At 71.8% G+C, this 12,886-nt stretch carries 7 protein-coding genes; 6 read left to right on the top strand and 1 reads right to left on the bottom strand.

Annotation, left to right across the window (positions count from 1 at the left end; all coding sequences use genetic code 11):
• Window positions 1-350 (bottom strand): hypothetical protein (locus ACFV0T_RS22835; RefSeq protein WP_385781997.1); only part of this gene is annotated, 350 nt, incomplete at its 3' end.
• A gap of 800 nt (window positions 351-1,150) precedes the next feature.
• Here ACFV0T_RS22835 and ACFV0T_RS22840 point away from each other — a divergent pair.
• The 6 genes from ACFV0T_RS22840 to ACFV0T_RS22865 all read left to right on the top strand — a co-directional run bounded on the left by ACFV0T_RS22840 (window position 1,151) and on the right by ACFV0T_RS22865 (window position 12,877).
• Window positions 1,151-2,281, top strand: coding sequence for a hypothetical protein (locus ACFV0T_RS22840; protein ID WP_385782000.1), 1,131 nt, complete (start codon window positions 1,151-1,153; stop codon window positions 2,279-2,281).
• A 143-nt stretch (window positions 2,282-2,424) separates the two neighbouring features.
• Window positions 2,425-3,210 carry a TIGR03936 family radical SAM-associated protein gene (locus tag ACFV0T_RS22845; RefSeq protein WP_385782003.1) on the top strand — a complete coding sequence of 262 codons (786 nt, stop codon included), beginning with the start codon at window positions 2,425-2,427 and terminating at the stop codon, window positions 3,208-3,210.
• 275 nt (window positions 3,211-3,485) lie between these two features.
• A complete protein-coding gene (locus ACFV0T_RS22850; protein WP_385782006.1) occupies window positions 3,486-7,652 on the top strand; it encodes an Rne/Rng family ribonuclease in 4,167 nt (1,388 codons plus the stop codon).
• Between the two features lie 420 nt (window positions 7,653-8,072).
• Window positions 8,073-9,188: a DegT/DnrJ/EryC1/StrS family aminotransferase gene (locus ACFV0T_RS22855; protein ID WP_385782009.1), complete on the top strand. Its 1,116-nt coding sequence runs from the start codon at window positions 8,073-8,075 to the stop codon at window positions 9,186-9,188.
• Between the two features lie 44 nt (window positions 9,189-9,232).
• Window positions 9,233-10,204, top strand: a complete 972-nt coding sequence (locus ACFV0T_RS22860; RefSeq protein ID WP_385782219.1) for a Gfo/Idh/MocA family protein — start codon at window positions 9,233-9,235, stop codon at window positions 10,202-10,204.
• A gap of 84 nt (window positions 10,205-10,288) precedes the next feature.
• The gene (locus tag ACFV0T_RS22865) at window positions 10,289-12,877 is read left to right on the top strand and encodes a glycosyltransferase family 4 protein (RefSeq protein ID WP_385782012.1); all 2,589 of its coding nucleotides are present in this window, start codon (window positions 10,289-10,291) and stop codon (window positions 12,875-12,877) included.
• The last annotated feature ends 9 nt before the right edge of the window (window positions 12,878-12,886 follow it).

The following is a 12,886-nucleotide window of genomic DNA, read 5'->3' on the forward strand; positions in this document are numbered from 1 at the left end:
CCGCCACCCTGGGTCCCGCCCTGGGTGTTGCCACCGCCGCCGCCACCCTGGGTTCCGCCTTGGGTGTTGCCGCGACCGCTGCCCTGGGTTCCGCCTTGGGTGTTGCCGCCGCCGCCACCCTGGGTCCCGCCCTGGGTGTTGCCACCGCCGCCGCCACCCTGGGTTCCGCCTTGGGTGTTGCCGCGACCGCTGCCCTGGGTTCCGCCCTGGGTGTTGCCGCGACCGCTGCCCTGCGTGCCGCCCTGGGTGTTGCCGCCGGGCCTCTTGTAGCTGGGCTTCTTAGTCCCGCAATTCTTCTGCTTGCACGGCCTTTCCGGGAGCAGGTGCGATGCGGCCCTCCCGGCCTGCACCTGAGCGCTGGGAACTGTGCCATTCGGTGCAGACGTGGCCGAAGCGGGAGTCCCAATGGTGACAAGGCCTCCAACCATCGCCGCCGACGCTATAGCCGTCGCTATCTGCTGCTTCCGACCGCAGTACCGCATGGTCGCGTCCTCTCTTCTGCTCATCGAATTTCACTAGTGACGATTCGGGGCGCGGGATCCCACGCAATACGTCCGGCCATCTTGAGGTCGCGGTGTTGCCGCGGATTTCGAGTTTTTCTGTCCCGCATGCTTTTCGTGTTCGGTCGAGATGAATGCGCAACTCACCGCACGCACTTGTTCGGTCCAAGTCGAGGGTGAAATGATGTCGCTTGTCGCTGACCTGCGGAGCCAGGTACATACTCGCAATCAGGTCTTAAGGCGTTGTGCGCCACACGGCGACTCATTTACCATCCTCATCGCATGTTTCGATCGGGTCAACTCAGGTAGCGGACCCGGAGACGATCTAGCCCCGGTGCTTGTCGCCTAAAAGCACCACAGGGACCGGCCCGGCTCAAGGCGTCCCGGGTCCGGCCGTCGAAGAAATACTTCAGGGGAAAACGTTCCGTCCCGGTGCGCGTAAAAAACGGGAGCCATCCCTGTCACCAGAAATAGTTACGCCGCACCGGGCCCGGCTTGCTGAGCGGTCGATCCCGCGCCGGGGAGCCGACTCGCACGAGCCAGGCGGGGTACACCGTCGTCCGCTGTCGGACGACAGGTCACCACCCCGGTCGCCGGGCGAAAAGCCGCGGTACCGCATCCGCACGGGCGGCTGACGCGTCTACCTGGACATGGATCTCGAGAAGCAGGCTCCACGCGAGGTGCCGCCGCGGCGGCAGGACCCCGAGGGGTGCCTCGCCGTCGTGATCCGCGTCCCGGTGCGGATCGTCGTGCTCGTGCTGGTCGTCCCGGTGCGGATGGTGTGGGACGCCCTCGTCGTGGGCGGGCGGTTCCTGCACCGTACGGTGCTGCGCCCCCTGGGACGGCCCCTCGGACGTGCCCTGGCGTGGGTGGGGCGGGCGTTGTTCGTGTGGCCGTGGGTGGGGCTGTGGCGGTACGTCGTCGTACCCCTCGGGGTCGCGCTCGCCTGGGTGGGCAACGTACTCGTCGTCGTGCCGTCCGTCTGGTGCTACCGCCACCTGCTGACGCCGCTCGGACACGCCCTCGCATGGCTGGCCCGGGGGGTCGGCGCGGGCTTCGCCTGGGTGTACGCGCGCGTGCTCACCCCGGCCGGGCACGCGCTGCTGTGGGTCCTGCGCAGCGTCGGGTTCCTGCTGGCCGGCCTCGGGATCGGGTTGTACAGGGGCCTGGCGTGGCTGGCGCGGTATCTGGTCGTCGTACCGGCCGTGTGGACGTACGAGTGGGTCCTCGCGCCCGTGGGGCGGGCGATCGCATGGCTGGTGGGCGTGGTCGCCGGCGGGATCGGTCTGGGCCTGTACTGGATCACCCGCGTCCTTGTCGTGCTGCCCGCCCTGGCCCTGTGGCGCTGGGTGTTGGTACCGGTCGGACGGGTGCTCGCCGTCGTCGCGCGCGAGGTCGGGGACGCCCTGGGCCACGCCTGGCGGGTGGCGGGGCACATCTCCCTCGCCGTAGGGCGGTTCCTCGGGACCCTCTTCCGGTGGATCTTCGTGGAGCCGGTGCGGTGGGTGTACCGGACGGTGCTGACGCCGGTCGGGCACGTCGTCCGGGACACCGTGCTGCGGCCCGCCGCCGAGGTCGCGCGCGCTGTCGGCCGGACCGCTCGGCAGGCCCTCGCCACCGCCCGCGAGTCCGCTCGGCAGGCCCGTGCCGACTTCCGGCGGATGCTTTTCGGCGAGCCCCGGCAGCCGGAGGCCGTGGCCCGACGGGAACCGGTGCCGGAGAAGGCGCGTACCCTTGACGGTAGGACCAGGCGCGAAGTGTCCCCGCCGACGCGGGGATGATCCGGACCGGAAGCGACGCCGGACAGGCGTCAGCCGGGATGCCCCCCGCTCGGGCGGGGGTGGTGCCGCGGTCCGTCCGCCGTACACAAGGAGAAGTTCCCCTGGGCAAGCGACAGCCCGAAGGCCCGCCGCCCGCACCTGCGGTGCAGCGCATCCGACTGCGCTACACCAAGCGCGGCCGCCTCCGGTTCACCAGCCACCGAGACTTCCAGCGTGCCTTCGAGCGTGCGCTGCGCCGTGCCGAGGTGCCGATGGCGTACTCGGCCGGCTTCACGCCGCATCCGAAGGTGTCGTACGCCAATGCCGCACCCACCGGCACGGGCAGTGAGGCGGAGTACCTGGAGATCGCGCTCGCCGCGCCCCGCGATCCGGAGAAGCTGCGTGCCCTCCTCGACGAGTCGCTGCCCGACGGGCTCGACGTCGTCGACGCGGTCGAGGCGCGTACCTCGGGTCTCGCCGACCGGCTGACGGCTTCCGTGTGGGAGCTGCGGCTCGACGGCGTGGATCCGGCGGACGCCCGGCGTGCGGTCGAGGCGTTCAACACCGCCGAGACCGTCGAGGTCCAGCGCATGGCCAAGAACGGCATGCGCACCTTCGACGCCCGCTCGGCGGTCGCGGGTCTCGAGAGCTTCGAGAGCGCGGAATCACAGAATGCACAGGCTGATAGGCCTATCGACCAGCCCTGTGCGATACTGCGGCTGGTTGTTCGGCACGTGACGCCTGCCGTACGACCCGACGACGTCCTGTCCGGTCTCCGCGCCGTGGCCGACCTGGCGCCGCCGGTCCCCGTAGCGGTGACCAGGCTGGCGCAGGGGCTGCTCGATGAAGAGACCGGCACGGTGACCGACCCGCTCGCGCCCGACCGCGAGGCAGCAGCGACCGAGCCCCCCACGGCCGGCGCCACTGCCGCCGCGAAGGCGCCGGCGTAGGGAAGGTCCCGCGAAGGGACGGACGTCGTAGCGCCGCCCTCGTACTCGGGAGCCACCTGGGTCGGGCAGCGCACCAACCACAAGACTTTCGCCAGGCCGTACGCATTCGGCGTACGGAACCGGTGAGACAGGACACTAGAGAGCTCCCGTGCGGCGCCCGCGCCCCGGACGGCGGCCATCGCGCACTGCGCGAGCCGCGGACGTCAACGGCGATCGACATCGATCGACGCCGGACCAGGCGCGGCGCCCGGGAGCCTGACGGGAGAAACGCCCGCATGCTCGAGCCGACCGAATCGACGGAGTCCGTGCAGGACTCCACATCCGACACCCCCAGCGACACCCTGCCGCCGCGCCGTCGGCGCCGTGCCGCTTCCCGACCGGCGGGCCCGCCGGTCGCCGCCGAGGCCCCGGTCGAGGTGACCACACCGGCTGTGGCGGCCGCCGAGGCCGCCGAGCTCGTGGCCGACGAGGACATCGAGACCGAGACCGACGACGCTGTGGAGACCGGCGAGGCCGCCGAGGCCGCGCCTGTCGCTCGTTCGCGACGTCGTGCGACCCGCCGCGCTTCCGCGCCCGCCGGCGCACCGGCTGCCGCTGAGGCCGCCGAGACCGTGGTGTCCGCCGCTGCCGCGGTGCAGCCCGCCGCCGAGATCGCCGCTTCCGGCGACGAAGCCGGTGACTCCGCGGCCGCCGAGGAGCCCGCGCCGCGCCGCTCCCGCCGTCGGGCCACGCGCGGTGCGGCCGCACCTGTCGAGGCGGTGGCGACCGAGGAGAGCGCGGAGCCCGCAGCGACCGAAGAGGCGCCTGTGGCTGCCGCCGCCGAGCCCGAGGCCGCGCCCGCCCCTCGTACGCGTCGTCGTGCCACCCGCCGGGTGACCGCGCCCTCCGAGGCACCGGCGGCTGCCGCCGAGGCGGCCGAGACCGCTGAGACCGTCGAGACCACGCAGGCCGCTGAGGCTCAGGTGAGTGCCGAGCAGGAGACGCCCGCCGCCGAGGCCGAGGAGGCCGCTCCGCGCCGCGCCCGTCGGCGTGCCACGCGCCGCGTCTCCGCTCCTGCCGAAGGCACCGAGAGCGATGAGAGCGCTGAGAGCGCCGAGAGCACCGAGGCCGGCGCGGGCACCGAGGGTGCTCAGGCCGGCGTGGAGGCACCGGCCGCCGAGGTGAAGGCTCCCGCCGCCGAGGCGAAGACCCCCGCCGTGTCGGCGCCGGCCGACGAGGACACCTCCCCGCGCCGCTCGCGCCGCCGGGTCGTGCGCCAGGCGGCGATCGGGTTCTCCGAGCCCGCCAAGCCGAAGGCCGAGTCCGATTCCCCGCGCCGTCCCGCGCGGCCCGCGGTCGCCGTGTTCCAGGCGCCCGTCTTCACCGAGCCCCGGTTCCAGACGCCCGAGCGGGCCGCCGCGCAGGCTGCCGCCGAGGCGGCGGAGGATGTCGCGGAGGTCGAGGAGACCGACGAGACCGACGAGACCGTCGCGGAGGTCGCCGAGGCGGCCGAGACCACCGCCTCCACCGAGGAGCAGGCCGGTTCGAGGCGCCGTCGCCGACGTCGGGGTGCCGCCCACGCCGAGGAGCCCGAGGTCACCGGCACCGCCGTGCAGGACGAGACCGACGAGGCCGACGAGTCGGCCGAGGACGGTGTCGACGGGGACGAGGGTGACGACGCCGAGGAGACCGGCTCGCGCCGGCGCCGTCGGCGTGGTGGCCGACGTCGTCGCCGTGGCGAGTCCGGGGACGGCGACTCCGACGAGCTCGCCGCCGAACAGGCCGAGCAGGACGCCGAGGACACCGCCGAGCAGGCCGAGGAGGACGCCGAGGACGCCGAGGACGCCCACGACGACGAGAGCGGTGGCTCCAGTTCCACCAGCCGTCGCCGTCGTCGCCGTCGTCGCCGCGCCGGTGACTCCGGCGGCGAAGCCGAGCTCGGCGACAGCGACCCCGAGCGCACCGTCGTCAAGGTCCGCGAGCCGCGCAAGGCCGCCGAGCCGTCCGACGAGGTGCAGTCCATCAAGGGCTCGACCCGGCTGGAGGCCAAGAAGCAGCGCCGCCGGGAAGGCCGTGAGCAGGGCCGTCGACGCGTTCCGATCATCACCGAGGCCGAGTTCCTGGCCCGCCGTGAGGCCGTCGAGCGCGTGATGGTGGTCCGCCAGCACGGCGACCGTACGCAGATCGGCGTCCTGGAGGACGGCGTGCTCGTCGAGCACTACGTCAACAAGGAGCAGTCGACCTCGTACGTCGGCAACGTCTACCTGGGCAAGGTCCAGAACGTGCTGCCGTCGATGGAGGCCGCCTTCATCGACATCGGCAAGGGGCGCAACGCCGTCCTGTACGCGGGTGAGGTCAACTTCGAGGCGCTGGGGATGGCCCACGGGCCGCGGCGCATCGAGAGCGCGCTCAAGTCCGGCCAGTCGGTGCTCGTCCAGGTGACGAAGGACCCGATCGGCCACAAGGGCGCCCGTCTCACCAGCCAGGTCTCCCTCCCGGGCCGCTACCTCGTGTACGTCCCCGAGGGCTCGATGACCGGCATCAGCCGCAAGCTGCCCGACACCGAGCGGGCCCGGCTGAAGACCATCCTCAAGAAGATCGTCCCCGAGGACGCGGGCGTCATCGTGCGCACCGCCGCCGAGGGCGCGAGCGAGGACGAGCTGCGCCGTGACGTCGAGCGGCTCCAGGCGCAGTGGGAGGAGATCCAGAAGAAGGCGAAGAGCGGCAACGCTCCGACCCTGCTGTACGGCGAGCCGGACATGACCGTCCGCGTCGTGCGCGACATCTTCAACGAGGACTTCTCCAAGGTCGTCGTCAGCGGCGAGGACGCCTGGGGCACCATCCACGGCTATGTCTCGCACGTCGCGCCCGACCTGGCCGGACGGCTGTCGAGGTGGACCTCCGAGGTCGACGTCTTCGCCACGTACCGGATCGACGAGCAGCTCTCCAAGGCGCTGGACCGCAAGGTCTGGCTGCCCAGCGGCGGTTCGCTGGTGATCGACCGGACCGAGGCGATGGTCGTCGTCGACGTCAACACCGGCAAGTTCACCGGCCAGGGCGGCAACCTCGAGGAGACCGTCACCAGGAACAACCTGGAGGCGGCCGAGGAGATCGTGCGCCAGCTGCGGCTGCGCGACCTCGGCGGCATCATCGTCATCGACTTCATCGACATGGTCCTGGAGTCCAACCGCGATCTGGTGCTGCGCCGGCTGCTGGAGTGCCTGGGCCGGGACCGTACGAAGCACCAGGTGGCCGAGGTGACCTCGCTGGGGCTGGTGCAGATGACCCGCAAGCGGGTCGGCCAGGGCCTGCTGGAGTCCTTCTCCGAGACCTGCGTCCACTGCAACGGGCGCGGTGTCATCGTGCACATGGAGCAGCCGACCTCCGCCGGAGGCGGCGGCAAGCGCAAGAAGCGCGGGCGTGGCGGTGACGGGCATGTGCACGAGCACGAGCACGAGGCGGGGATCGTCGTCGAGAACGGCGTGACCGTCGAGCAGGAGGCGGACGACGAGGCCGAGGTCGTCGCCGAGGTCGCGGAGCCGATCGCGCTGCCCGTACCGGAGTTCGCGCCGGACGAGGAGCTGTACAGCAGCGTCGCCGAGGCGGAGGCCGCGGCCGGTCGTGGTCGCTCCCGGCGCCGGACGAGCCGGCGGGCTTCGGCCCCGGCCGGTGCGCCGCGGGGCAGGGCCGCGCACGGCGAGGAGCCGAGGGGCGGCCGGGCCGCGGCGTCCGCTGTCGCGGAGCCCGAGGGGGAGGCCGAGCTTCCGGTGGTGCCGGAGCCGGCTGCCGTCGCGCAGGCCGAGCCTGTCGCGGTCGAGGACCCGGTCGTCGAGGCGCGGGTCGCCGAGGCTCCGTCCGTCGAGGAGGCCGCGCCCAAGGGTCGCACGCGCCGTCGCGCGACCCGTAAGGTGTCCGCGCCGGCCGGTTCGCCCGCCGGAGCGGAGGCCGCCGTGGTGACGGTCGCCGAGGCCGCGTCGCAGTCGTCGGAGGCCGCACCCGAGCAGTCCGCCGCCGCACAGCCCGAGTCGGTGCCGGCGCCCGCGCCCGTGTCCGAGTCGGAGACGCCCGCCGAGAGTGCCGCTCCGGCCCGCCCGCGGCGCCGGGCGGTGCGCAAGGCCACCGCTCCGACGGCGTCCGCGGAGGGGGCCGTCGTGGTCGTCCCGTCGGGCCCGGCGGAGGAGGCGCCCGCCGCCGAAGCCCCGGTCGCCACCGAGGCCGAGGCCGGCACCGAAGCCGACGACGCGACTCCGGCCAAGAAGGCCGCCGCGCGCAAGACGGCCAAGAAGGCCACGGCGAAGAAGGCCGCCACCAAGAAGACCGCGGCCAAGAAGACGGTCGCCAAGAAGGCCACGGCGAAGAAGGCCACGGCCACGAAGGCGACCGCGAAGAAGACCGCCGCGAAGAAGACCTCGGTGGCCGCCGAGCAGACGGGGCCGTCCGTCTCGGCGACGACGGAGGACTGACCTCCGGATCGCATCCGGAAGCGCGGGACACCGGTCCACCGGAGTCCCGCGCTTCGTCGTTGCCCGCGCTTCGTCGTCCCCGCCTCCCCATGTGACGCTCGGTCGCGGCCGGATGGCGCGGGGAGCACTCTGAGTGAGCCCTGTGACGGACAGCACGCCATCTCCGGGTTTCCCTGTCGTAACCCTGAAGAAAAGCTTTGCACTCTTGCTGGTAACGTGACGGTGGACTCGGCAGCTGGTGACATGCGGGCCGTAGACCACGCGAGGTACCCCAGGGGGCAGGGCCTTGCGGGAACCGTCCGCCACGCAAGGTGCGGGCGGACTTCCAGGGTTGCGGACGTGCCACGCTCGACACCGTCCCTTCCCGACCCGTGCACGACGTGGTGCGCCCTAGAGGTCGCTGATGAGGAAGGGATGTCGATGACCGACGCCCAAGAGTTGATACCCGCCGCGAGGCCCGTGATCGACGAGGCGGAGATCGAGGCCGCGGTGCGCGTACTGCGCAGCGGCCGGGTCGTACAGGGCCCCGAGGTCGCCGCCTTCGAGGCGGAGTTCTCGGACGTGGTGGACGGACGGCACTGCGTCGCGGTCAACTCCGGTACGTCCGCGCTGCACTTGACGCTGCTCGCCCTCGGCGTCGGCCCGGGCGACGAGGTCATCGTGCCGTCGTTCTCCTTCGCGGCCTCCGCCAACGCGGTGCGCCTCGTCGGTGCCGACGTGGTCTTCGCCGACATCGAGCCCGACAGCTTCTGCCTGGACCCGGCGGCGGTGGAGGCGGCCATCACGCCGCGCACCGCCGCGATCATGCCGGTCCACCTCTACGGCCACCCCGCCGCCATGGACCGGATCATGGCGATCGCCGGGCGGCACGGGCTCGCCGTGGTCGAGGACGCCTGCCAGGCGCACGCGGCCGCCCTGCACGGAACGCCGGTCGGCGCCTTCGGCAGCGCGGGAACGTTCAGCTTCTACCCGACGAAGAACATGCACAGCCTCGAAGGCGGCATGGTCACCACCGCCGACGCGGAGATCGCCCGCACCCTGCGCCTGCTGCGCAACCAGGGCATGGAGCAGCGCTACGCCAACGAGATCGTCGGCGCCAACGTCCGTATGACGGACGTCTCCGCGGCCATCGGCCGGGTGCAGCTCGCCAAGCTCCACGGCTGGACCGAGCAGCGCATCGCCAACGCCGCGTACCTGACGGAGCACATCAGCGCGCCGTCCGTGCTCACGCCGAGCGTCGCCGAGGGCGCCCGCCACGTCTTCCACCAGTACACCGTGCGCGTCCGGGGCGACCGTGAGGCCGCCATGGCGAGCCTGAGCGAGGCCGGGATCGGCAACGCCGTGTACTACCCGACGCCGATCCACCGGCTGAAGCCGTACTGGGAGCCGGACCAGAAGGCCGGCCGCACCTGGGACCTGCCCGAGACGGAGCGCGCGGCCGCCGAGGTCGTCTCGCTGCCCGTCCACCCGGCCCTGTCCGCCGGGGACCTCGAGCGCATCGTGTCCGCCGTGAACGCGCTGGGGGCACAGCTGTGAGCACCGCGAAGACGCTGCGGGCCGGACTCGTCGGCCTCGGTTCCATGGGGCGTCACCACGCCCGCGTCCTGGCCGGCCTGGAGGGCGTCGACTTCGTCGGCGTCGTCGACCCGATGGGCGACAAGTTCGGCGCCGCCCAGGGCGCGCCGGTCCTCGACACCGTCGAGGAGCTCATCGCCCTGGGCGTCGACTACGCCGTCGTGGCCTGCCCCACCGGCCTGCACGAAACGGTGGGCCTGCAGCTCGCCGAGGCCGGTGTCTGCGCACTGGTCGAGAAGCCGGTCGCCGACACGGTGGCGGGCGCACGCCGTCTCGTCGAGGCGTTCGAGTCGCGCGGCCTGGTGGCCGGTGTCGGTCACATCGAGCGGTGCAACCCGGCGCTGCGCTCGCTGCGCAGCCGGCTGGAGGCCGGCGAGCTCGGCGACGTCTACCAGGTCGTCACCCGTCGCCAGGGTCCCTTCCCGCACCGCATCGCGGACGTCGGCGTGGTCAAGGACCTCGCCACCCACGACATCGACCTCACCGGCTGGGTGACCGGGCGCGAGTACGTCTCCATCGCCGCGCACACCGTCTCCAAGAGCGGCCGCGAGCACGAGGACATGGTCTCCGCGGTCGGCCGCCTCGACGACGGCACGATGGTCAACCACCTGGTGAACTGGCTGAGCCCGCTCAAGGAGCGCTTCACCTCGGTCACCGGCGAGCGCGGCTGCTTCATCGCCGACACCCTCACCGCGGACCTGACGTTCCACTCCAACTCCGCGATGACGACGGAGTGGGAGGCCCTCCAGGCCTTCCGGGGCGTCTCCGAGGGTGACATGATCCGGTACGCCATCCAGAAGCGCGAACCGCTCCTCGTCGAACACGAACTGTTCCGGGACGCCGTGCTCGGCAAGCCCGCCGACATCTGCACCCTGCGCCAGGGCATGCGGACGGTGGAGGTGGCGGCGGCGGTGCTGGAGTCGGCGCTGGACGGCAGCACCGTCCTTCTCGAGCGTGACAGCTGCGGAGCTCTCTGAGCATCCCGACGCACGTCGCCGATGGCCCCCGGCCCTCTTGTGCGCAGGGGGCGGAATTCCTGTCCCATCCGGAGGAAGCAAGCAATGGAATCCCCTGCCCGCAGGCCGAGGCTCGCGGTCATCGTCGCCAACGGCATCACGGGCGACTCCCGCGTCCAGAAGACCGCGGTCGCGGCGGCGCGAGACGGCTGGGACGTGACCCTGATCGGCCGCAGTGACACCAAGCGTGTCCAGCGGTCCAAGATGGGCCCGATCGATGTGGTCCGGGTACCGGTCGGTGTGGATTACCTGCGCGGAGTGAACGCTCGCAAGGCACACCCCTTGCGAGCGGCCGCGACACAGTTCAACCTCCAGGATCAGGCGGCGCTGAACCGCTACACGGCGGCCTACCGCGCCTGGGTCCGCCAGAAGTCCGCCGAGAGCAACTGGGCGGGTACGCCCCGCCGTACGTCCATCAAGGCAATGCTGCGCGCCCGCCGGTCCGCGCACCGGCTGCGGGTCCGCGCGTTCAAGTGGGAGCAGCGGCGCAGGCCCAAGGACCCGGCCCCGGTGGGCGACTGGCGTCGCGACTGGCCGCAGGTCGTCGATCTCGATCTCGCGTTCGGCCCGGTGATCGAGGAGATCGAGCCGGACGTCATCCACGCCAACGACGTGACGATGATCGCCACCGCCGCGCTGAGCGCCGCCCGGCTGCGGGCCCGGGGCCGCAAGTGCGCGTGGCTGTACGACGCGCACGAGTACATCAAGGGCGTCGAATGGCCCAACGCCCGCCAGGCCTACGCGCTGCCCGCGCTGGAGGCCGAGTTCATCGGCCGTGCCGACGCCGTCGTCACCGTCTCCACGCAGATGGCGGAGCTCCTGAGGGACGATCACAAGCTGACCGAACTGCCGCTGGTCGTGGGCAACTCGCCGGTCCGTGAGGTGATCGGCGCGGGCCGGTCCAGCGCGTCGGTCCGTGAGGCCTGCGGCCTCGGTCGCGAGACGCCGCTGATGGTCTACTCGGGCTGGATCGGCCGTGAACGCGGGGTGGACGCCGTCATCGACGGTCTGCCCGAGCTGCCGGGCTTCCATCTCGCCCTGGTGGTGGGGCGGACGACACCGCTCCTCGAGGAACTGCTCGCGCAGGCGGAGTCCCTCGGTGTACGCGACCGGGTCCACCTGGTGCCCTACGTGCCGCAGCACGAGGTCGCCGACTACCTCTCGTCCGCGGACCTCGGCCTCACTCCCTTCAAGCGCGTTCCCAACTGCGAGGTGTCGCTGCCCACGAAGGTCTCCGAGTACCTTCAGGCGGGGCTGCCGCTGGTGACGAGCGACGTGAAGGTCATCAAGGCGTACGTCGAGGAGCACGGCCTGGGTGAGGTGTGGACCTGGGACGACCCGAAGACCTTCGCCGCGGCCGCTGCACGGGCCATGGACCACCGCGACAAGCTCGCCGAGGCGATCACCGAGGACGTCCGTACGGACCTGTCCTGGGAGTCGCAGAGCGGCAGGTTGCTCCGGCTGTACCGCGAGCTGTCGAAGAAGACCCCGCCGGGCCCACGGCCGGAGCTTTCCTGGACTGTTCAGGAGACCCCCGACGCCGTGCGGACCGTGGAGCCCGTCGGCACCGACGGGCAGCCGGTGTGGCGAAGGCTCGGCGACACCCGCCTCAGACTGGGCCTCGGCCCGGCCAACTACGCGGGCCAGGGGGCGGCGTACGCCCAAGCGATCACGCGTCTCGACCCGGACGTGTCCGTCGAGGTCGTGATGAACAAGCGGCCGGAATCCTTCGACTACCCGGCCGACGTGTACGTGGACGCGACCCGCATGGGTGAGCTGGGCGTCCAGCTCCAGCAGGTGGAGCGCATCGTCGGCCGTTACACGCACCTCCTGGTCGACGCCTTCATGCCCGTCTTCGGCCACCTCAACGGCAAGTCCGTGGCCGGTGACCTCGACGCGCTCAGGCAGGCCCGGATCAAGGTGGCGCTGCTCGCCCACGGCAGCGACATCCGTCACCCGGCCCGGCACATGGAGCGCCACGCGTTCTCGCTCTTCCACGACGCTCCTGAGGGCATCGCGGAGAAGCTTCAGGCGAAGGCCGAGCTCAACAAGCGGATCGCGACGGAGGCGGGGCTGCCGCTGTACGTCACCACTCCCGACCTCCTGGAAGACCTGCCGGCCGCCACCTGGGCGCCGCTGGTCGTGGACGTCGCAAGCTGGGCCACCGACCGTCCGGTCATGGAGCGCGAGCGCCCGCTGGTCCTGCACGCTCCGTCGAAGCGGTGGACCAAGGGCACGGACCGGATCATGCCGGTGCTCACCGAACTCCACGACGAGGGCCTCATCGAGTTCAGGCTCGCCGAGGGCATCCCATGGGCCGAGATGCGCCAGCTGGTGCAGAGCTGTGACCTGGTGCTCGACCAGTTCACGACCGGCAGCTACGGCACGTTCGCAGTGGAGGCGATGGCCGCGGGCAAGCCGGTCGTCGCCTATATCAGCGAGGGAGTGAAGGCCGCGACGGACGGGGCCCTGCCCATCGTCAACGCCACCCCGGACACCCTCCGTGAGGTCATCCGGTCCCTCGTCGACGACCGGGAGGGCACGGCACGGATCGGTCGGCGGTCCGTCGAGTTCGCCCGCACCTACCACGACGGAAGCTGGACCGTGCAGGTCCTGAGCGATTTCCTGAAGTGACCGGTTCAG

It is taken from the genome of Streptomyces sp. NPDC059582 (assembly GCF_042735715.1).
GTDB lineage: Bacteria > Actinomycetota > Actinomycetes > Streptomycetales > Streptomycetaceae > Streptomyces.